Consider the following 21,246-nt stretch of genomic DNA (forward strand, 5'->3'; position numbering starts at 1 on the left):
CCGGATCGGGGCCTGCACGCCCGCCCCCACAGCCCACGGCGCCCGAACGCTCTCCGCCTGAGCGGGCAGGACGCGGCGCGCGTCCGAAGCTGAGTAGCCTTGATCCGAGCCACCCATCTGGAGATGTTCCCTTGACTGACGTCGTTTCCCCGTCGGACGTGTCGTATCCCGCCGACGGCTTCGCCCTGTTCCCCGATCGCTCCGTCGTCGCGCTGCGCGTGAACGGCGAGCTGAGAGACCTCGCGACGACCGTCGCCGCGACGGATGCCGTCGAGCCGGTGACCGTCGACAGCGCGGACGGGCTCGCGATCCTGCGGCACTCGACCGCGCACGTGCTCGCCCAGGCGGTCCAGCGCATCCGTCCGCAGGCGAACCTCGGGATCGGGCCTCCCATCGAGAACGGCTTCTACTACGACTTCGGCGTCGACGCGCCCTTCACTCCCGAAGATCTGAAAGCGATCAAGAAGGAGATGGAGCGGATCGTCCGCGAAAACCAGCGCTTCGTGCGTCGGGTCGTCTCGCCGGACGAGGCCCGTGCCGAGCTGGCCGCCGAGCCGTTCAAACTCGAGCTGGTCGACCTCGCCGGCGGACCCGGATCGGGGGCGGATGCCGCGGAGGGCGCGTCGGCCGAGATCGGTGCCGGCGAGCTGACGATCTACGACAACGTCACCCGCGACGGCGAGACCGCGTGGAAAGACCTGTGCCGTGGTCCGCACGTGCCCGGCACCCGCATGGTCGGCAACGGCTGGGATCTGACCCGGGTAGCGGCGGCTTACTGGCGGGGGAGCGAGAAGAACCCGCAGCTGCAGCGCATCTACGGCACGGCCTGGCCGACCAAGGACGAGCTCCGCGCCTACCAGGAGCGTCTGGCGGAGGCTGCGCGCCGCGACCACCGCAAGCTCGGCGTCGAGCTCGACCTGTTCTCGTTCCCCGATGAGATCGGTCCGGGCCTGTCGGTGTTCCACCCCAAGGGCGGCATCATCCGCTACGAGATCGAGCGGTACATGCGCGAGCGCCTGCTCGCGAACGGCTACGACGTCGTGAACACGCCGCACATCACCAAGGGCGACCTGTTCATGACGAGCGGCCACCTGCAGTGGTACGCCGACGGGATGTACCCGCCGATGAAGCTCGACGAGATCGTCGACGCCGAGGGCAACGTCACTCGGCAGGGGCAGGAGTACTACCTCAAGCCCATGAACTGCCCGTTCCACAACCTGATCTTCCGCTCGCGCGGGCGCAGCTACCGTGAGCTGCCGCTGCGCCTGAGCGAGTTCGGGTCGGTGTACCGCTACGAGAAGAGCGGCACGCTGTCGGGGCTGACTCGGGTGCGCGGCATGACCCAGGACGACACCCACATCTACGTCACCGCCGACCAGGTGGAGGCGGAGCTCGTGCACAGCCTGGAGTTCGTGCTGCAGACCCTGCGCGACTACGGGTTGAACGACTTCTACCTGGAGCTGTCGACCAAGGAGGAGGGCAACCCGAAGTTCATCGGCGACGACGCCCTCTGGCAGCAGGCGACCGACACGCTGCGCCGGGTCGCCGAGGGCTCCGGCCTCGAGCTCGTGCCCGACCCGGGCGGGGCGGCGTTCTACGGGCCGAAGATCTCGGTGCAGGCCCGTGATGCGATCGGCCGCACGTGGCAGATGTCGACGATCCAGCTCGACTTCAACCAGCCCGAGCGGTTCGAGCTGGAATACACCGGCCCCGACGGCGAGAAGCACCGCCCGGTGATGATCCACCGTGCGCTGTTCGGTTCGATCGAGCGGTTCTTCGCGATCCTCCTCGAGCACTACGCCGGTGCGTTCCCCGTGTGGCTCGCCCCCGTCCAGGTCGTCGGCATCCCGGTCGCCGACGACTACGCGCCCTACCTGCAGGAGGTTGTGACGCGCCTGCGACAGGCGGGCGTGCGTGCCGAGCTCGATCGCTCGGACGACCGCATGCAGAAGAAGATCCGCACCCACACCACGCAGAAGGTGCCGCTGCAGCTGATCGCCGGCGAGCAGGACCGCGCCGGAGGCACCGTCTCGTTCCGATTCCGCGACGGGTCGCAGACCAACGGCGTGCCGGTGGACGAGGCGGTCGAGCGCATCCTCTCGGCGATCCGCGAGCGCACGCTCGTCGACACGGCGGAGCAGCTGACGAGCACGGCGGAGCAGCCCGCGTGAGCGACGCGTCGGACACCCCGCGCCCGATCGAGGACGCCGCGCACCTGGCCGGTGTGCCCGACGAGTTCCAGCGGCTGTGGACCCCGCACCGGATGGCCTACATCCAGGCGGGGCCCGAGCCGCTGCGTGACGAGTGCCCGTTCTGCGCGGCGCCCGGCAAGTCGGACGCCGACGGGCTCATCGTCGCGCGCGGGCGCACCGCCTACGTGCTGTTGAACCTGTTCCCGTACAACTCGGGTCACCTGCTCGTCTGCCCCTACCGGCACATCCCGACCTATGACCTCGCCACACCCGAGGAGGTCGCCGAGATCGGCGCCCTCACCCAGACCGCAATGCGCGTGCTGCGGGAGGTGTCGCGCTGCGACGGGTTCAACCTCGGCATGAACCAGGGCGCGGTGGCGGGTGCCGGCGTCGACGGACATCTGCACCAGCACGTCGTGCCCCGGTGGGCGACCGACGCCAACTTCTTCCCGATCATCGCGAAGACGAAGGCGCTGCCGCAGCTGCTGGGCGAGGTCCGCGAGGCCGTCGCGAGCGCGTGGCCGACCGACTGAGGCGATGCTGAGGCGCGAGCGCAAGCCCGAGCATCGGGATGCCGGTGGGGCATAGCCTGGCCACCCACCGAGGAGGCACCGTGTCCATCACCGCCCATGTCCGAACGCCCGTCATCGCCGTCATCGCCGTCGCCGGGCTGCTCACCCTCGCCGGCTGCACGCCCGCAGAGGGGCCGGATGCCGACAGCGGCTCGCCAGCGATGTCGCCCACGACATCCGAGACCGGATCGGCGACACCGGACGCCGCGGCGGACGAGCCGGATGCGACGGTCGACGCGCTCGCCGAGCGTGACGCCTTCATCGCCGAGCAGCAGCAGCCCGTCGGGCAGCCCTCGCTCACGGCCAAGACGCCTGCGCAGCAGGAGCTCGTGACCCAGCAGCGCGCCCATCTCGAGGAGAACGGCGGTCAGTGGTCGGAACAGGCCGAGACGGTGACGCTCGCACTCGCACTCGACGCCTGCGAGACCTCGATCCTCAACGGCCACAGCATCGACACCGCATCCTTCCGGACGCACGTCGTCTCATCGCCGCTCATTCAGAGCCTCGCCGTCGACGACGCCTCGCGTGAGGGGGCGGTGAGCATCATGGTGTTCGGCACGCGCTTCCTGTGCCCCGACGACGCGCCGCAGTGGGAGCAGGCCTGGACCGACGCCGGCGGTCAGTACTGACCCGACGAGTCAGCGCACCCGCTCGACGGTGAACTGCATGCGCGGGTGCGCGTAGGACTCCTGGCTCTCGACCAGCTGCAGCTCGCGCTCGCCCGACGCGTGCGTCCGGGTCAGCAGGTCGAACACGCTCGAGGTGGTGCGCGCCAGTGCGTCCGCCGCGTCGGCGGTGCGTCGGTAGTGCGCGGTGAACAGCGCGGCGGTGACGTCCCCCGAGCCGTTCGCCTTCATCGGGATGTGCGGGGTGCGCACGATCCACGCGCCGGTGTCATCGACGGCGAGCATCTCGATCGTGCCGGTGGGGCGCTCCGGCCGTGCGACGCTCGTCACGAGCACGGTACGCGGACCCATGGCCCTCGCCGCGTCGACCGAGTCGAGCGTCGAGGCCAGGTCGCCCGGCTCGGTGCCGGTCAAGAACCCGAGTTCGAACTGGTTCGGAGTGATGATGTCGGCTGCGGGAACGACGCGCTCGCGCAGCAGGACCGGGATCGCAGGTGCGACGAAGCAGCCGGATACAGCGTTGCCCATGACGGGGTCGCAGGCGTAGACGGCATCCGGGTTCGCCGCCTTCACACGTGCGACGGTGTCGAGGATGACGTCGGCGATGCCCTCGCCGCCCTGGTAGCCCGAGAGCACGACGTCGATCTGCGGGAACGCGCCCCGGTCCTCGATGCCGGCGATGACGGCGCTGACGTCGTCCGGGCTGATCATCGGACCTCGCCAGGCGCCGTAGCCGGTGTGGTTCGAGAAGTTGACCGTGTACACCGGCATCACCTCGACCCCGATGCGCTGCAGCGGGAAGACCGCCGCCGAGTTGCCGACGTGGCCGTATGCGACGGCCGACTGGATCGAGAGGACCTTCATCGGGTCATACCTTTCGGGAGGGGGTCAGAGCGGCGGCGGCGAGGTCGCGTGCGAGCGCGTCGGCGTCGTCGTCGTCGAGGTCGTGGACGGTGAGACGCAGATGGCGAGAGGGCTCATCGGCAGAGAGTCGGAACTCGTCGCCGGTGCGGGCGAGCCAGCCGCGGCGCATGAGGGCGTCGGCGACCGTGCGGGCCGTGCCGGGCACCTCGACCCACAGACTCAGCCCGTCTCCGGGCACGCAGGCGAGGCCCGCCCGCGAGAGACGGTCGGCGAAGGCGCTGTTGCGCGCGGCGTAGTGCTCGCGCGCGGCGGCGATCGTCGCAACGGCGTCGTCGTCGGTCAGCAGCGCATGCGCGAGGCGCTGCAGCAGGTGGCTCACCCAGGTCGTGCCCGACCCGAGACGCAAAGACATGCGCTCGGCGGTGACCGGATCGGATGCCGTCACCGCGAGGCACATGTCGGGGCCGAGGAACTTCGACACCGATCGCACCCGTGCCCATCGGCGGTGCTCCGGGCCGATCACCGATCGGTAGGGACGGGTCGAGAGCAGCGAGAAGTGGTCGTCCTCGATGATGAGGACGTAGGGGTGCTCGCTCAGCACGGCCCGCAGCTCCGCCGCGCGCCGGTCCGAGAGACTGGCGCCCGTCGGGTTCTGAGCGCGCGGTGTGATGACGACGGCGCGGGCGCCGGCCGCGAGGGCGTCTCGCAGGCCCGCGACCGTCATGCCCTCGGCATCGACGGGAACCGGGATGGCGCGATATCCGGCGAGGCGCACCGTATGGATGCTCGCGAGGAAGCACGGATCTTCGAGCGCGACGGCGTCGTCTCGGGTGAGTGCTTGGGCCAGGAGTCGCTCGACCGCATCGACGGCGCCGCCGGTGACGGTCAGATCGACGCGCTCGCCGGCCCGCGCATCGGCGGCGAACCACGCTCGCGCCCACGCCTCGAGTCCGTGATCGACGACCGGCTCCCCGTACAGCACCGGCCGGTGCGCGACGCGCGCGAGCACCCCGCTCGGATCGGGGATGCGCGTCGGATCGGGGTTCCCCGAGCCGACATCGCGGAGGACCGTGTCGGCCATCCCCTCCGCTGCGATGGGAGCGATGTCGGCGATGCGTGTGCCGCCGCGACCGCGCGCGACGACGACACCCGCCTGTGCGAGCAGTCGGTACGCCGCCACCACCGTGTTTCGGTTGACTCCGAGGTCGTCGGCGAGGGCCCGCACCGGCGGGAGCGCGTCGTCGGCGCGCAGGACACCGCGCTCGAGCAGCATCCGAACGCTGTCGGCGATGTCACCGGCGGTGTGCCCGGTGATGGCGTCGCGGGAAGTCATCGCGACGATCTTATGTCGGATGCCATGCTACTTTTTGGCCTAGGTCGAACCGAGACGGGACGGCCGAGATCGGAGCCCACCGTGTCCACCCCTCCTCAGACCGCCACCGGAACCTCACGCGTCAAGCGCGGACTCGCCGAGATGCTCAAGGGCGGCGTCATCATGGACGTCGTCACCGCCGAGGAGGCGCGCATCGCCGAGGATGCCGGCGCCGTGGCCGTCATGGCCCTCGAGCGTGTGCCCGCCGACATCCGCGCCCAGGGCGGCGTGGCCCGGATGAGCGACCCCGACCTCATCGACGACATCATCGGATCGGTGTCGATCCCGGTGATGGCGAAGGCCCGCATCGGCCATTTCGTCGAGGCCCGCGTGCTGCAGGAGCTCGGCGTGGACTACGTCGACGAGTCCGAGGTGCTCTCACCGGCCGACTACGCGAATCACATCGACAAGTGGGGCTTCACCGTCCCCTTCGTCTGCGGCGCCACCAACCTCGGCGAGGCGCTGCGGCGGATCACCGAGGGGGCGGCCATGATCCGCTCGAAGGGCGAGGCGGGCACGGGGGATGTCTCCGAGGCGACCCGCCACATCCGCACCATCACCGCGGAGATCCGCGCCCTCGGTGCGAAGAGCGCGGACGAGCTGTATGTCGCCGCCAAGGAGCTGCAGGCGCCCTACGAGCTCGTCGCCGAGGTCGCGGCGACGGGCGAGCTGCCGGTCGTGCTGTTCACCGCCGGGGGAGTGGCGACCCCCGCCGACGCGGCGATGATGATGCAGCTCGGTGCCGACGGCGTGTTCGTCGGGTCGGGCATCTTCAAGTCCGGCGACCCGGCACGGCGTGCGGCTGCGATCGTCAAGGCGACGACGTTCCACGACGACCCGGGCGTCGTCGCCGCCGCGTCCCGCGGGCTGGGCGAGGCGATGGTCGGCATCAACGTCGCCGATCTGCCGGCACCGCATCGCCTCGCCGAGCGCGGGTGGTGAGCGCGGCGTGGGGCGTGCGCTGAGTGCCGCAGCCCCGCGGGTGGGCGTGTTGGCGCTGCAGGGCGACGTGCGGGAGCACGCGCGCACCCTCGACGCGCTCGGGGCCGTCGTCTCGCTGGTGCGCCGTCCGGGCGAACTCCGCGACATCGACGGCCTCGTGCTGCCCGGCGGAGAGTCGAGCGTGATCGACAAGCTCGCCCGCGCCTTCGACCTGCAGGCGCCCATCCGCGACGCGATCGCGGGCGGCCTCCCGGTCTACGGCACGTGCGCGGGGATGATCCTCCTCGCCGATCGACTCGACGGCGGGATCGCGGGTCAGGAGACCTTCGGCGGGCTCGACGTCACGGTCTCGCGCAACGCGTTCGGAGGTCAAACCGAATCGTTCGAGGCCGAGCTCACGGTCGAGGAGTTCGTCGCCCCCGTCTCGGCGGCGTTCATCCGGGCGCCCGTCGTGACGGAGTGGGGCAGCGGGGTACGGGTGCTCGCGTCCCTTCCGGGCGGACGCGCGGTCGCCGTGGAGCAGGGACGGATCCTGGCCACCGCATTCCATCCGGAGGTCTCCGGGGAGCATCGCTTCCACGAGCGCTTCCTCGGCCGCGTCCGTGAGGCGCGAGCGTCATCCCGGTAAGATCGACACCATGTCCGGTCACTCCAAATGGGCCACGACCAAGCACAAGAAGGCCGTCGTCGACGCGCGTCGTGCCAAGTCGTGGGCCAAGCTCATCAAGAACATCGAGGTTGCGGCGAAGCTCGGCGGCCCCGACCTGCAGGGTAATCCGACGCTGTTCGACGCCGTTCTCAAGGCCAAGAAGACCTCGGTCCCGAAGGACAACATCGACCGAGCGGTCAAGCGCGGCGCCGGTATCGGCGGCGAGTCGGTCGAGTACACCTCCATCATGTACGAGGGGTACGGACCCAACGGCGTGGCCCTGTTGATCGAGTGTCTGACCGACAACAAGAACCGTGCGGCGGCCGAGGTGCGCACAGCGCTCTCGCGCAACGGCGGCACGCTCGCCGACCCGGGGTCGGTCGCCTACAACTTCCACCGCAAGGGCGTCGTCGTCGTCTCGAACGAGAACGCCAGCGAGGACGACGTCATGCTCGCCGCCCTCGAGGCCGGCGCCGAAGAGGTCGAGCCGCACGCCCAGGGTTTCGAGGTCGTCACCGACCCGTCCGAGCTGGTCGCGGTGCGTACCGCGCTGCAGGAGGCCGGGCTGGAGTACGAGTCCGCCGACGTGGAGTTCGTCCCCTCGCTCAAGGTCGAGATCGACGCCGACACCGCCCGCAAGATCTTCCGACTCATCGACGCGCTCGAAGACAGCGACGACGTGCAGAACGTCTTCACCAACTTCGACCTGACCGCCGAGGTGCAGGCCGAGCTCGAGAACGACGAGGAGTAGGCCTGCGGCTGCTTCGGTCTGTCGTCGCGGCGACGGCCCGAGTCGGACGTAGCGTGGGGGAGTGACCACTCCGCTGCGCGTCCTCGGTGTCGACCCCGGCCTCACCCGGTGCGGCGTGGGAGTCGTCGACGTGTCACGGGACCGGTCCGCGCGTCTCGTCCACGTCGGCGTCGTCCGATCGGCCACCGACCTGCCGATCGAGCGGCGTCTGGCGACGATCGCGGCGGGTCTGCGGTCGGTCATCGCGGAGCATCGCCCGCACGTCGTCGCGGTGGAGCGGGTGTTCGCGCAGCACAACCGCAGCACCGTCATGGGCACCGCTCAGGCCAGTGGCATCGCGCTGCTCGTCGCCGCCGAGAACGGGCTGGATGCCGCGACGCACACGCCGTCGGAGGTGAAGGCGGCGATCACCGGATACGGGTCCGCCGAGAAGCTGCAGGTCCAGACGATGGTCGCGCGGGTGCTCCGCCTCGACGCGTTGCCGCAGCCGGCGGACGCCGCGGACGCCCTGGCGCTCGCCATCTGTCACGCCTGGCGGCGCGGCGGCACATCTCCGGCGGCGGCGGGCGGCACGGCGCTGACCCCGGCGCAGCGCGCCTGGGCCGACGCCGAGCGCGTCTCGCGACGCTGAGGCGCGCGTCGTCGTGGACACCGCGGCCGACACGCGTGTCGCTCGAACATACCTGCGAAGCCGCGCCTAGGCTCGGAACATGATCTCCTCCCTGCGCGGAAGCGTGCTGCACCTCGAGCCGGACAGCGTGGTCATCGATGTGGGCGGTGTCGGCTTCACGGTCGCGGTGACCCCCGACATCCCGCGCTCGTTCCATGTCGGCGACGAGATCGTGCTGCACACGAATCTCATCGTGCGCGAGGACGCCCTCTCGCTGTTCGGCTTCGCCACGCGAGAGCAGTTGAGCGTCTTCCTCCTGCTCATCGGGGTGACCGGGGTCGGCCCCAAGTCCGCGCTCGGCGTCCTGGCCTCGCTCGGCGTCGACCAGATCGCAGAGGCCGTCACCGGAGAGGACGACGCCCCCTTCCGCCGGGTCTCGGGCATCGGCCCCAAGACCGCCAAGCTCATCGTGGTGCAGCTCGCCGGCAAGCTGCAGCCGGCTGCCGCGACGGCCCCGGCGTCCGGCCGGAGCGCGTCGTCGACGCTCGCCGGCCAGGTGGTGGCGGCGCTGGTCGCCCTCGGCTGGAGCGAACGGGTCGCGACGGATGCGGTCGCCGCCGTCACCGCCGAGGCCGGAGCCCCCGCATCCGTGCCGGCGCTGCTGAAGCTCGCGCTCGCCCAGCTCGGTCCCGCGCGACCGGAGCAGACCGGTGTCTGAGCCCCACGGTCTCGCGGCCGACGAGACCGAGCTCGCGGTCGAGGGGGCGCTCCGTCCGACCTCTCTCGCGGAGTTCGTCGGGCAGCAGAAGGTGCGCGGCCAGCTCGAGCTGCTGCTGCGGGCCGCAGACATGCAGGACCGCCCCGCGGACCACATCCTGCTCTCGGGTCCGCCCGGGCTCGGCAAGACCACCCTCGCGATGATCGTCGCCCACGAGAGCGGCCGGCCGCTGCGTATGTCGAGCGGACCGGCGATCCAGCACGCCGGCGACCTCGCGGCGCTGCTGTCGAGCCTGGTGCCGGGTGAGGTGCTCTTCATCGACGAGATCCATCGCATGGCGCGCTCCGCCGAGGAGATGCTGTACCTGGCGATGGAGGACTTCCGCATCGACATCATGGTCGGCAAGGGCGCCGGTGCCACCAGCATCCCGCTCGAGCTGGCGCCCTTCACGCTCGTGGGTGCGACGACCCGCTCGGGCCTGCTGCCCAATCCGCTCCGCGACCGCTTCGGGTTCACCGCGCACATGGAGTACTACGAGCCCGAAGAGCTGGAGCAGGTCATCGCCCGCTCGGCGAGTGTGCTCGCGGTCGACGTACCCCCGGTGGCACGCGCCGAGATCGCCCGCCGTTCGCGGGGCACACCGCGCATCGCCAACAGGCTGCTGCGCCGGGTGCGCGACTTCGTCATCGTCCACGGAGACGCGGCGCAGGGCGCGACCGAGCGGGACGTCGCCGCGGCGCTCGAGCTCTACGACGTCGATGCGATCGGCCTCGACCGCCTCGACCGCGCCGTGCTCGAAGCGTTGGTGCGGCGCTTCGGCGGGGGACCGGTGGGGCTCAACACGCTCGCCGTCACCGTCGGAGAGGAGGCCGAGACCGTCGAGTCGGTCGTGGAGCCCTACCTCGTGCGCATCGGCTTCGTCGGTCGGTCGCCCCGCGGTCGGGTCGCGATGCCGTCGGCCTATCGCCACCTCGGCGTGACCCGGGCCGATGGGGCGCTCGAGATCGATGACCTATAATCGCTGAAGGCTTCTCGCCGACGAATCCCGAGGCTGCGCATTCTTCGCGTGCCGACCCGTGAAAGGTGCTCCCACCTCCATGCTCTTCTTCGCCACCACCCCGGCCGACGCTCCTCCCGCCAACCCGGCGCTGCAGTTCTTCGCGGAGTACGGTCTGCTGATCATCCTCGCGCTGCTGATCGTCTTCATGTTCTGGAGCCAGCGCCGGCGTGCGCAGCGCATGAAGGCCGAGCAGGCCGAGAAGTCGCGTCAGCTCCTGCCCGGCGCGAAGGTGCTGCTGCAGGGCGGGTTCTACGGCACGATCGTCGAATACGACGGTGACGACCTGTCGAAGTCGGCTCGCGTCGAGCTCGCACCGGGTGTCGAGGTCGAGGTCCACAGCCAGGCGATCCTGCGCGTGGTCGACCCCTCGGAGGGCACCCTCACCGAGGACGAGTACATCGAGGCCGAGGAGCACCACGAGGAGTACGTCGCCGACGTCGAGCAGGGGCTCATCACCTCCGTCAGCGACGACGCCGCCCGTGCGAGGACCGTCGACACCGCGCCCGAGGGCGCGGGCGACCGCGACGACAAGCCCCGCGCCTGACCCACCGGTCCCTCCGGGGCTCGCTCGACGAAAGCTGACCTACCCGTGGCGACTTCCACACCTGTGCGCCGTGCCTGGCGCGCGCTGACCGGACTCATCGTCCTGACGGCAGTGCTGTTCGGCATCAACGCCCTCGGCGTCTACGTGTTCAAGGGCAGCTCCTGGGCACCCGAGCTCGCGCTCGACCTCCAGGGCGGGACGCAGATCATCCTCGAGGCGCAGTCCGAGGGGGCGACGCCCTCGCCCGAGCAGATGCAGCAGGCGGCCTCGATCATCCGCCAGCGCGTCGACGCGTCGGGCCTGGTCGAGGCGGACATCGCCACGCAGGCCGGCAACCAGATCGTCGTGCAGCTGCCCGGCGAGGTCGATGACGAGACGCGCGAGCGCATCGAGGCCTCGGCGCAGCTGCAGCTGCGCGCCGTGCTCTACACCGGCTCGCCCGCGACGACGTTCGTCGGCGAGGACGGCAACGAGACCCCGTACCCGACGCCCGATCCGACGCTGCCGTCGACGCCGGCCACCGAGCCCACCAACGGCAGCGACCCGGCCTGGATCACCGAGGCCCTGCAGGCGCAGTTCCTCGCCTACGACTGCGCCGATTCGGCGAACGACCCGGCCGACGCGCCGGCCGATCAGCCGCTGATCACGTGCGACCGCACGGGGGCGGCGAAGTACATCCTCGGCCCGGTCGAGCTCGACGGATCGTCGATCAACGACGCGACGAACGGTCTCGAGCAGCAGACCGGGCGCTGGGCCGTGAACATCACGTTCAATCAGCAGGGCACCGAGACCTTCGGCGAGATCAGCCAGCGGCTCTACGGGCAGCAGCCGCCGCTCAACCAGTTCGCCTTCGTCCTCGACGGCGACGTCCTGTCGGCTCCGTCGATGGATGCCGTCATCCTCACCGGCAAGCCGTCGATCACCGGATCGTTCGATCAGGACAGCTCGAAGGTGCTGGCGGACCAGCTGAAGTTCGGCGCGCTGCCGCTGAGCTTCGAGGTGCAGAGCACGAACACGATCTCGGCGACCCTCGGTTCGCAGCAGCTCCAGATCGGACTCATCGCCGGCCTCATCGGGCTCGGGCTGGTCGCGATCTACTCGCTCGTGGTCTACCGCGCGCTGGGCACGGTCATCATCGCCTCGCTCGTCGTGATGGCGGTGCTCACCTATGCGGCGCTCGCGATCCTCGCGTGGCGCATGGGCTTCCGTCTCTCGCTCGCCGGCGTCGCCGGTCTGATCGTGACCATCGGCTTCACCGCCGACTCGTTCATCGTCTACTTCGAGCGAATACGAGACGAGCTGCGCGACGGCAAGTCGATCACCAGCGCGGTCGAAGACGGCTGGTCGCGGGCGAAGCGCACGATCTACATCTCGAAGTCGATCAACATCCTGGCAGCCGTCGTGCTCTACATCCTCGCGGACTCGACGGTGAAGGGCTTCGCGTTCACGCTGGGCCTGACGACCGCGATCGACATCCTGATCTTCATCCTCTTCACCCACCCGGTGCTGCAACTGCTCGTGCGCACGCGGTTCTTCGGCTCCGGCCACAAGCTCTCGGGTCTCGATCCCGAGGCGCTGGGTGCGGTCTATCGCGGCCGGGCCCAGTTCCGCGCCCCGGTCGCGGCGGGAGCCAAGACCGCGGCCGGACGACGGGCCGAGAAATCGCGTGGCGAGGCGGAGCGGCGGCAGACGATCGCCGAGCGCAAGCGCGCGGAACAGACGACCGCCGATTCGCGCGGCGCGACGGGGGACAACGACTGATGCGTTTCTTCAACAGCTTCGGCAACGACCTCTACACCGGGAAGCTCTCGTTCCCGTTCGTCGCTCGTCGGACCCTCTGGTTCATCATCGCCGCGGCACTCGTGCTCGCCTCGGTGCTGGTGCTGATCGTGAAGCCGCCGCAGTTCTCCATCGAGTTCACCGGCGGGTCGCAGTTCACCGTCACCAACGTGTCGAACACCGATCAGCTGCTGGCCACCGAGGCCGTGCAGGCGATCGTTCCGGGTGCCGGCACCAAGGTCACCACGATCGGCGAGGACGCCGTGCGCGTGCAGACCGATCAGATGTCGAACGCCGAGACCCTCGAGGTCACCGCGCAGCTCGCCGAGGCGTACGAGGTGCCCACGGCCGAGGTCAGCTCGTCGTTCATCGGCCCGAGCTGGGGCCAGGACGTCACCCGTCAGTCCCTCTGGGGTCTGGCGATCTTCCTCGCGCTGACCTTCCTCATCCTGGCGCTGTACTTCCGCACCTGGAAGATGTCGGTCGCCGCGATCATCGGCCTCGTCGACGTCCTCGTCATCACGGTGGGCGCGTACTCGCTGTTCGGCTTCGAGATCTCGCCGGCCGCCGTCATCGGGTTCCTGACGATCCTGTCGTACTCGCTTTACGACACGACGGTCGTGTTCGACAAGGTGCGGGAGAACACCTTCGAGGACGGCGAGAAGTCGGGCCGCACGTTCGGGGAGTCCGTCAACCTCGCGGCCAATCAGACGCTCGTGCGTTCGATCAACACGACGATCGTCGCGGCGCTGCCCACCGGTGCGATCCTGTTCATCGGGGCGCTCTGGCTGGGGGCGCAGACGCTCACCGACATCTCGCTGTCGATCTTCGTCGGCACGCTCGTCGCGGCCTACTCGACGCTGTTCGTGGCTGTCCCGCTGTTCGCCCTGCTGCGCGAGAACGAGCCCGACATCAAGGCGAACGACGCGCGCGTCCGCGAGTCGCGCGAGCGTGCCGCGGTCGCGGCCTGATCGACCGGACGCGCGTAGACTCGTGATCCGGATGGCGGAGGTGAAGGCATGACCGAGATCACTCCGCCCCCTGCCCAGAGCTCGCTGCGGCGCCTGGTGCCGCGCATTTTCTCGCGGGCAGCCCCACGCGAGGGGCTCGAGCAGCTGGTGCGCACGGTTCGTGCGCACCATCCCAAGGGCGACATCGCGATCGTCGATCGCGCCTACCAGACGGCGGCACGCGCCCACGCTCAGCAGAAGCGGCAGAGCGGCGAGCCCTACATCACGCACCCGCTCGCGGTCGCGCAGATCCTCGCCGAGCTGGGTCTCGGCCCGCGGGCGATCGCCGCGGCGCTGCTGCACGACACCGTCGAAGACACGTCCTACGGCCTCGACCAGCTGACGGCCGAGTTCGGCGACGAGGTCGCGATGCTCGTCGACGGCGTGACCAAGCTCGACAAGGTCAAGTACGGCGACGCAGCCCAGGCCGAGACCGTCCGGAAGATGATCGTCGCGATGTCGCGCGACATACGCGTGCTGCTCATCAAGCTGGCCGACCGCCTGCACAACGCTCGCACCTGGGGGTTCGTGCCGCCGGAGAAGGCAGCGAAGAAGGCCACCGAGACGCTCGAGATCTACGCGCCGCTGGCTCATCGTCTCGGCATCCAGGCGATCAAGAGCGAGCTCGAGGACCTGTCGTTCGCGGTGCTGCACCCCAAGCTCTACGCCGAGATCGACAGCCTCGTCAAGCAGCGCACGCCGCAGCGCGAGCAGTACCTGCAGACCGTCATCGACGCGGTCGAGAGCGACCTGCGCGAGCTGCGCATCCGCGGCCGGGTGATGGGGCGCCCGAAGCAGCTCTACTCGGTGTACCAGAAGATGGTCGTCCGCGGTCGCGAGTTCGACGACATCTACGACCTCATCGGAATCCGCGTGCTGGTGACCACCGTGCGCGACTGCTACGCCGTGCTCGGGTCGATCCACGCACGATGGACGCCGCTGCCGGGACGCTTCAAGGACTACATCGCGACGCCGAAGTTCAATCTCTACCAGTCGCTGCACACGACGGTCATCGGTCCGAGCGGTCGCACGGTCGAGATCCAGATCCGCACGCACGAGATGCACCAGCAGGCCGAATTCGGCGTGGCCGCGCACTGGAAGTACAAGGAGCGGCTGGCCGGCGGCAAGTCCGACGCCAAGGCGCTCGACAACGACATGGCGTGGCTCGCGCACATCTCCGACTGGCAGGCCGAGACGGCCGACCCGGGCGAGTTCCTCGATTCGCTCCGCTTCGAGATCGGCGCGAAAGAGGTCTACGTCTTCACACCCAAGGGCCGGGTCATCGGCCTGCCCGCGGGCGCGACCCCCGTCGACTTCGCGTACGCGGTGCACACGGAGGTCGGCCACCGCACGATGGGGGCGAAGGTCAACGGTCGCCTCGTGCCGCTGGAGTCGACGCTGTCGAGCGGTGACGTGGTCGAGGTGTTCACCTCGAAGAACCCCGATGCGGGCCCCAGCCAGGACTGGCTCGGCTTCGTCAAGAGCACCCGCGCGCGCAACAAGATCCGTGGCTGGTTCACGAAGGAGCGCCGCGAGGAAGCCGTGGAGCAGGGCAAGGACGCCATCGCCCGCGCGATGCGCCGACAGAACCTGCCGCTGCAGCGCCTGATGGGCCAGGACGCGTTCAGCGAGGTCGCCCACCAGCTGCGCTACGAGGACGTCACGGCGCTCTACGCCGCCGTCGGCGAAGGGCACGTCTCGACGCAGTCGGTCATCGAGAAGGTGACCGCCCTCGTCCGTGCCGAGGAGGACACGTCCACCGGACCGATCGAGCTTCCCGCCGTCGGCCGGTCCCGCCAGAAGCGCGACAGCGATTCGGGCATCCTCGTGCGGGGCGCGCCCGACATCCTGGTCAAGCTGGCGAAGTGCTGCACCCCCGTTCCCGGTGACGAGATCGTCGGATTCGTCACGCGAGGCAGCGGTGTGTCGGTGCATCGTGCCGACTGCACCAACGTCGAGTCGCTCATGCAGGATCCCGAGCGTCTCATCGAGGTGACCTGGGCACCCACGACCAAGAGCCTGTTCCTGGTGCAGATCCAGGTCGAGGCGCTCGACCGCTCGGGTCTGCTCAGCGACGTGACGCGTGTGCTCAGCGAGCACCACGTCAACATCCTCTCGGCGTCGGTTCAGACCAACAACGACCGCCTGGCGCTGAGCCGGTTCGTGTTCGAGATGGGGGACACGGTGCACCTGGACCGGGTGCTCAACGCCGTGCGGCGCATCGACGCGGTCTACGACGTGTACCGGGTCACCTCGTCCTGAGCCGCACGCCGCCGCAGCCAGGCGAGCGTGGCTCGCTTGTGCGCGACGGGGCCGGCGAGCTCGAGCGCGGCGACCGCCGCTGCGGCGAGCCCGGGGAATGCCGCGATCATGGCGTGCGCGGCGTCGGCCACGCGGCGTCCCGCGGCGAGATCCTCGCGAACGAGGTCGCCGAGCGTGCGCGGAGGCGTCGTGACGGGGATCCCGCCGATGACCTGGACCTCGTCGGGCGGCACGCGGAGGTCGCGATAGTGCAGTCGGGCGTCGATCACCGCGTTGCGCCGACGTTCGCTGCTGCGCTGGACGCTGTGACGAGCCGGGGGATCGCCCAGCGCCCCGTGCACCCACGCCGCCGAGGCGTGGGTCAGTGCGAGACCGGACCCGAGGAGCGGGCCCAGCGACGCGGCTCGCAGCTCCGCCGTCTCGACCGCGTCCGCGGGGATGAAGCCTTCGCCGACCTCGACGACGTCGCCGTCGAGGCGCGCCGCCGCCAGCTCGGTCGCCGAGAGGGTGTCGCCGGGGAGGTACAGGAACGGCCATGCCATGCCGTCAGTCTCGTCGACGAGCACCGGACTGTGCGGCGATCTCCGTCGCGCTGTGGACAGCGGGGCCGGGCCTTGGCCCGGGGAGGCGTCAGCCGCCGAGTGCGCTCAGCCACGCCTTGCGCGCGCTGAGAGCCTCCTTCGCCTCGGCGATGGCGCGCTTGTCACCCGACGCCTCGGCCGCCGCGAGCTCGGCCTGGAGCTTGTCGATGGCGTCGTGGAGCTGCGAGAGCATGTCTCCCTGTCGCGCCTTCGTCTCGGGATTGTTGTTCTTCCAATCGGCGTCCTCGCGCGCGCGCACGGTCTGCTCGATCTTGCGCAGCTCGTCGTCGAGCGCCCGCTCCTGCTCGCGGGGGAAGATGCGTCCGATCTCGTCCCATCGGCGCTGGATGCCCGTCAGCAGGGAACGCGCGGCAGCGGTGTCCTTCTCGGCGCCCACGGCGGCGGCCTCGTCGAGGAGGGCGCGCTTGGCGACGATCTTCTCCTTCGAGGCTTCGGCGTCCGCGCTCTCTCGCTCGGCGCGCGCGCCGTAGAGGGCGTCACCGGCGGCCTTGAAACGCGCCCACAGGGCGTCGTCGGCCTTCTTGCCGGCGCGGCCGGCGAGCTTCCACTGGTCGAGCAGCTCGCGGTACGCGCCGATGCCGTCCTCACCGCGGGGGGCGAGGGACTCGGCGCGCTCGATGAGCCGCTGCTTCGCGTCGCGCGCGCCCTTGTGGGTCTCGTCGAGGCTCGCGTAGAACTCGCGGCGATGCCGATCGATGATGGACCGGGCGTCCCGGAACCGCTTCCACAGCTGCTGGCCGACGCCGCGCGGCAGTCGCGGGCCGTCGGCCTGGTGGCGCTGCCAGCGCTCGAACAGCTCGGTGACCTCGGCGGAGGTCTGCTTCCACTGGATCGACTTCGGGTCGCGTGCGGCGATCGCCTCGATGGCCTCGACGAGGGAGGTCCGCTCGGCGATGGCCGCGTCGAGGGCCTGCTTGGCTTCGACGGCCTCGGCCTCGGACGCCGCGTTCAGCTCGGTCTCGAGCGCGACCAGTCGGGTCTCGAGCGCGGCGAGGTTGCCGACGGCGGCGGCGCCGGTCACGCGCGAGCGGAGGGCGGTCACGGTGGACCGCAGATCCGAGGCCGACGCCCCGCCGCGGCGGTGGCGGACCTCGACGAGGGCCACCTCGCCGGCGAGGTCGGAGAACTTGCGCTTGTAATAGGCGAGCGCCTCGTCGGGCGTGCCGTCGGGGTACTGGCCGACGACGCGCCATTGATCTCCCTCGCGCACCGAGACGGTGCCGTCGTCGTCGACGCGACCCCACGGGGCGTCGTCGGCGGGGGTGATCGTGGAGTCAGGGGTGGAAGTCACGGAAGGCACCTCGTCGCGGCTCGCGCCGCATGGGGGTCAGGTCGCACGACAGCCTAGTACGCGGGGCGTCAGGGCGTCGGGATCGACGTCGGGGACGGCTCGCCGGTCGGAGAAGGCGCGGGTGAGGCAGGCGTGGTCGCCGTGGGCGTCGGAGACGGCGTGTCAGCGGGCGCCGGGACGCCGGGACCGAGTGTGAAGTAGGCGGTCTGGCCGGCCAGCACGGCGAGGATGAGCGCACCCCCGCCGACGGCGGCGACGAGGTTGTCGCGCGTGCGACGCCGCGCGAGGCCCGCGTGGAACTCGCGCCGAGCCGCGTAGACCCGGGCGCGCTCCTGAGCCGCACGATCGTCCCGGTTCCTGCCGCGACCTGCCACGATGCCTCCTCGAGCCCGCTTCACGGGCCGCTCAAGCCTACGGCGCCCCGCGTCGCGGCGACAAAACCCCCCTGTCCCCGGTCGCGGATAGCCTGGGGGGATGACCGACTCCAGCGCGCTGTTCACCGGGCAGACGCCGCTGGCGGTGCGCATGCGCCCGACCTCGCTCGACGAGGTCGCGGGCCAAGGCCATCTGCTGCGCCCGGGTTCGCCGCTGGTCGCTCTGGCGTCGCCCGACGGCAACCGCAGCGGAGCGGTGTCGGTGATCCTCTGGGGTCCACCGGGCACCGGCAAGACGACACTGGCGCAGGCGATCGCGCGCTCGTCCGGCCGACGCTTCGTCGAGCTGTCGGCGGTGACGGCCGGCGTGAAGGACGTGCGCGAGGTCATGCAGGACGCCATGACGCAGCGCGATCTCTACGGGATCGCCACCATCCTCTTCCTCGACGAGATCCATCGCTTCACGAAGGCGCAACAGGACGCCCTTCTTCCGGGCGTCGAGAACGGATGGGTCCTGCTGATCGCCGCCACCACCGAGAACCCGTCGTTCTCCGTGGTGGCGCCGCTTCTCTCGCGTTCGCTCCTGCTGACGCTCAAGCCGCTCAGCGACGACGACCTGGGCGGGCTCATCGACCGGGCCGTGACCGATGCCCGGGGACTCGCCGGTGCCGTGACGCTCGACGACGAGGCGCGGACGGCGCTCGTCCGGCTCGCGTCCGGCGACGCCCGTCGTGCCCTGACCTCGCTCGAGGCCGCCGCGACGATGGCCGAGCCGGGCGAGGGCGAGGCCCCGGCGGTCACGGCCGACCATGTCGCTCAGGCGGTCGACCGGGCGCTCCTGCGCTACGACCGGCAGGGCGACGAGCACTACGACGTCATCAGCGCCTTCATCAAGTCGATCCGCGGCTCGGACGTCGACGCGGCCATGCATTACCTCGCGCGGATGATCGAGGCCGGCGAAGACCCGCGCTTCATCGCCCGCCGCCTCGTCATCTCGGCATCCGAGGACATCGGGCTCGCCGACCCGCAGGCCCTGTCCATCGCGGTGGCCGCGGCTGATGCCGTCGCGTTCATCGGCATGCCCGAGGGCCGCATCCCGCTGGCGGAGGCCACCGCGTACCTCGCCACGACTGCCAAGTCGAACGCGGCGTACAACGCCATCAACGCCGCGATCGCCGACGTCCGCGCGGGCGGTTTCGGACGCGTGCCGCTGCACTTGCGCGACGCTCACTACGCCGGCGCCAAGCGGCTCGGCCACGGCAAGGGCTACATCTACCCCCACGACCTCGACGTCGGTGTGGCCACCCAGCAGTACCTGCCCGACGAGCTCCGCGGTCGCCGCTACTACCAGCCGACGAACCGCGGCGTCGAGCGCGACATCGGGGCGCGCGTCGACAAGCTCCGCAAGATCCTGGGGGATGGAGCATGACCGACCAGGCGCAGCCGTGGTCGAGGGTGGGATCGGAGACGGCCTACCAGGGCTACGTCCGGGTGCGACGCGATCGGTACCGGCTGCCCGACGGCAGCGAGAGCGATTGGGACGTCGTCGAGATCGGCGACACCGTCATCGTCGTCGCGTTCACCCCCGATGACACGGTGGTGCTGTTCGACCAGTACCGGGTCGGCCCGGCGCGGATTCTCGGCGAACTGCCCGGCGGCCTGATCGACCCGGGAGAGGATGCCGTCGCCGCGGGCATCCGCGAACTCCTCGAGGAGACCGGCTACCACGCCGGCCCGGTCTTCCACGCCGGCTCGGAGTGGGCGGCGGCCAACGGCACCCGGCGCCGTCACGTGCTCGTCGCCGCGGACTGCGTCCTCGTGGCCGCGCCGACGTGGGGCGAGCACGAGAGCGGCCGAGTGCGGACCATCGCGGCGCCCGTGCTCCTCGACCACCTCACGGCGGGGGAGCTCAGCGACGGCGGCTCCGCCGTGCGCGGGCTCCACGCGTTCGCGCGGGCCGCCGTGTCGGAGCCGTCCCTCGTGGACCTGCAGCGCCGCGTGCGCGCGCTGCTCGTCGCGTTCCCGGCCGACGGCTCGGCGGGCGAGGCCGCTGCTCCCGCAGACCCGTTCGACCGCTTCTGGCGGGAGGCCGAGGACAAGGAGCCCGCCCGACTCGGCGCCGAGCTCGACCGACTGCTCGCGGATCACCCTGTGTCCGACGCCGTGGCGGCCTACGAACGCGGCTCGCTGCACGACTTCCTCGGGGAGGAGGCCGCCGCGATCCCCCTCTACCGCGCCGCGTTGGATGCCGGGCTCGCCGGCGAACGTCGCTCGGCGTGCATCATCCAGCTGGCCAGCTCGCTGCGCAACGTCGGCGACCCCTCGGGTGCGCTCGCTCTCCTGCACCGCTTCCCCGACGACGACCCGCTGGTCGACGCCGCGCGGGCCTTCGAGGCGCTCGCACTGTTCAGCGATCAGAAGCCGGCGCCCGCGCTGCGCACGGCGCTGCGCGCTCTCGTACCCCACCTTCCGGCGTATCGCCGCTCCGTCGGGGCCTATGCCGCCGAGTTGACCGCGCCCCCGCGCGTCCGCGCGATCTCGGTGGCCGTCATCGTCACGGACGGCCACGTGCTCGCCGAGGAGTATCCGGCGGAAGCCGGCGCCCCCGGATTCCTCCGCGCACCGGGTGGCGGCATCGAGTTCGGCGAGACCGCGGCCGCCGCGATGCGGCGCGAACTGCGCGAGGAACTCGCTGCCGAGGTCGACGATCTCCGCCTGCTCGCGGTGACGGAGAACATCTTCGACCGCCCGCAGAAACGGGGCCACGAGATCGTGCACGTCTTCGCGGTGCGCAGCGCCTCCCTCGAGGCGCTCCCGGTGACCGACCGGCTCGCTGTGCTCGACGGCGACACGACCGTCGGCTGGTATCCGATCGAGCAGCTGCGCTCGGGATCGCCGGCCTTCTACCCCGAGGGCATCCTCGACATCGCCGCCGCGGTCGCCGCGGACGCGGTCTGATAGACTCGACCGGCTCGAAGCCCAGTTTTCGGGCATCCCTCTCCTCCGATCAAGACCTCTCGGCGTGCTC

Annotated in this window: 20 protein-coding genes; 15 read left to right on the forward strand and 5 right to left on the reverse strand. The window is 70.5% G+C overall.

All coding sequences use genetic code 11. The features are described 5' to 3' along the window. The first annotated feature begins 131 nt into the window (after positions 1 to 131). From thrS to HW566_RS15255, 3 genes are all read left to right on the forward strand, one after another. Positions 132 to 2,171: a threonine--tRNA ligase gene (gene thrS / locus HW566_RS15245; protein ID WP_178014301.1), complete on the forward strand. Its 2,040-nt coding sequence runs from the start codon at positions 132 to 134 to the stop codon at positions 2,169 to 2,171. Further along, entirely contained in the window at positions 2,168 to 2,725 is a 558-nt protein-coding gene (locus HW566_RS15250; RefSeq protein ID WP_178014303.1) for an HIT family protein, read from the forward strand. The genes thrS and HW566_RS15250 overlap by 4 nt, the downstream gene beginning before the upstream one ends. Positions 2,726 to 2,805: 80 nt before the next feature. Beyond that, complete coding sequence (locus HW566_RS15255) at positions 2,806 to 3,393, forward strand: hypothetical protein (RefSeq protein WP_178014305.1); 588 nt, start codon at positions 2,806 to 2,808, stop codon at positions 3,391 to 3,393. A gap of 9 nt (positions 3,394 to 3,402) precedes the next feature. On the opposite strand, the gene pdxY is transcribed toward HW566_RS15255, so the two are convergent. Further along, the gene (gene pdxY, locus HW566_RS15260) at positions 3,403 to 4,254 is read right to left on the reverse strand and encodes a pyridoxal kinase PdxY (RefSeq protein ID WP_178014307.1); all 852 of its coding nucleotides are present in this window, start codon (positions 4,252 to 4,254) and stop codon (positions 3,403 to 3,405) included. A gap of 4 nt (positions 4,255 to 4,258) precedes the next feature. Beyond that, positions 4,259 to 5,587, reverse strand: coding sequence for an aminotransferase class I/II-fold pyridoxal phosphate-dependent enzyme (locus tag HW566_RS15265; protein WP_178014309.1), 1,329 nt, complete (start codon positions 5,585 to 5,587; stop codon positions 4,259 to 4,261). Between the two features lie 141 nt (positions 5,588 to 5,728). On the opposite strand from HW566_RS15265, the gene pdxS reads away from it, so the two are divergent. From pdxS to HW566_RS15315, 10 genes are all read left to right on the forward strand, one after another. Beyond that, on the forward strand, positions 5,729 to 6,568 hold the full coding sequence (gene pdxS / locus HW566_RS15270) for a pyridoxal 5'-phosphate synthase lyase subunit PdxS (protein ID WP_256728974.1): 840 nt from the start codon (positions 5,729 to 5,731) through the stop codon (positions 6,566 to 6,568). 7 nt (positions 6,569 to 6,575) lie between these two features. Then, positions 6,576 to 7,196, forward strand: a complete 621-nt coding sequence (gene pdxT, locus HW566_RS15275) for a pyridoxal 5'-phosphate synthase glutaminase subunit PdxT (RefSeq protein WP_256728761.1) — start codon at positions 6,576 to 6,578, stop codon at positions 7,194 to 7,196. A gap of 10 nt (positions 7,197 to 7,206) precedes the next feature. Further along, positions 7,207 to 7,968, forward strand: coding sequence for a YebC/PmpR family DNA-binding transcriptional regulator (locus tag HW566_RS15280; RefSeq protein WP_178014312.1), 762 nt, complete (start codon positions 7,207 to 7,209; stop codon positions 7,966 to 7,968). A gap of 61 nt (positions 7,969 to 8,029) precedes the next feature. Next, entirely contained in the window at positions 8,030 to 8,599 is a 570-nt protein-coding gene (gene ruvC, locus HW566_RS15285) for a crossover junction endodeoxyribonuclease RuvC (RefSeq protein ID WP_178014314.1), read from the forward strand. Between the two features lie 79 nt (positions 8,600 to 8,678). Then, a complete protein-coding gene (gene ruvA, locus HW566_RS15290; protein WP_178014316.1) occupies positions 8,679 to 9,296 on the forward strand; it encodes a Holliday junction branch migration protein RuvA in 618 nt (205 codons plus the stop codon). Next, entirely contained in the window at positions 9,289 to 10,314 is a 1,026-nt protein-coding gene (gene ruvB, locus HW566_RS15295) for a Holliday junction branch migration DNA helicase RuvB (protein ID WP_178014318.1), read from the forward strand. Before ruvA ends, ruvB begins: the two co-directional genes overlap by 8 nt. Before the next feature lie 58 nt (positions 10,315 to 10,372). After that, complete coding sequence (locus tag HW566_RS15300; protein WP_306171779.1) at positions 10,373 to 10,900, forward strand: preprotein translocase subunit YajC; 528 nt, start codon at positions 10,373 to 10,375, stop codon at positions 10,898 to 10,900. 45 nt (positions 10,901 to 10,945) lie between these two features. Next, a complete protein-coding gene (gene secD, locus HW566_RS15305; protein WP_178014320.1) occupies positions 10,946 to 12,661 on the forward strand; it encodes a protein translocase subunit SecD in 1,716 nt (571 codons plus the stop codon). After that, positions 12,661 to 13,650, forward strand: a complete 990-nt coding sequence (gene secF / locus HW566_RS15310) for a protein translocase subunit SecF (RefSeq protein ID WP_178014322.1) — start codon at positions 12,661 to 12,663, stop codon at positions 13,648 to 13,650. Before secD ends, secF begins: the two co-directional genes overlap by 1 nt. 48 nt (positions 13,651 to 13,698) lie before the next feature. Further along, a complete protein-coding gene (locus HW566_RS15315; RefSeq protein WP_178014324.1) occupies positions 13,699 to 15,951 on the forward strand; it encodes a RelA/SpoT family protein in 2,253 nt (750 codons plus the stop codon). On the opposite strand, the gene HW566_RS15320 is transcribed toward HW566_RS15315, so the two are convergent. The 3 genes from HW566_RS15320 to HW566_RS15330 all read right to left on the reverse strand — a co-directional run bounded on the left by HW566_RS15320 (position 15,921) and on the right by HW566_RS15330 (position 18,218). Next, entirely contained in the window at positions 15,921 to 16,493 is a 573-nt protein-coding gene (locus HW566_RS15320; protein WP_178014326.1) for an SAM-dependent methyltransferase, read from the reverse strand. The two genes, HW566_RS15315 and HW566_RS15320, sit on opposite strands and share 31 nt — an antisense overlap. Positions 16,494 to 16,581: 88 nt before the next feature. After that, positions 16,582 to 17,844 carry a DUF349 domain-containing protein gene (locus tag HW566_RS15325; RefSeq protein ID WP_178014328.1) on the reverse strand — a complete coding sequence of 421 codons (1,263 nt, stop codon included), beginning with the start codon at positions 17,842 to 17,844 and terminating at the stop codon, positions 16,582 to 16,584. 68 nt (positions 17,845 to 17,912) lie between these two features. After that, positions 17,913 to 18,218, reverse strand: coding sequence for a dioxygenase (locus HW566_RS15330; protein ID WP_178014330.1), 306 nt, complete (start codon positions 18,216 to 18,218; stop codon positions 17,913 to 17,915). A 100-nt stretch (positions 18,219 to 18,318) separates the two neighbouring features. Here HW566_RS15330 and HW566_RS15335 point away from each other — a divergent pair, with 100 nt between their 5' ends. Both HW566_RS15335 and HW566_RS16195 read left to right on the forward strand, forming a co-directional pair. Continuing rightward, entirely contained in the window at positions 18,319 to 19,647 is a 1,329-nt protein-coding gene (locus HW566_RS15335; protein WP_178014332.1) for a replication-associated recombination protein A, read from the forward strand. Beyond that, complete coding sequence (locus HW566_RS16195; protein ID WP_178014333.1) at positions 19,644 to 21,176, forward strand: tetratricopeptide repeat protein; 1,533 nt, start codon at positions 19,644 to 19,646, stop codon at positions 21,174 to 21,176. The genes HW566_RS15335 and HW566_RS16195 overlap by 4 nt, the downstream gene beginning before the upstream one ends. Positions 21,177 to 21,246 lie beyond the last annotated feature (70 nt).

The organism is Microbacterium oleivorans (genome assembly GCF_013389665.1).
GTDB classification, from domain to species: Bacteria; Actinomycetota; Actinomycetes; order Actinomycetales; family Microbacteriaceae; genus Microbacterium; species Microbacterium oleivorans_C.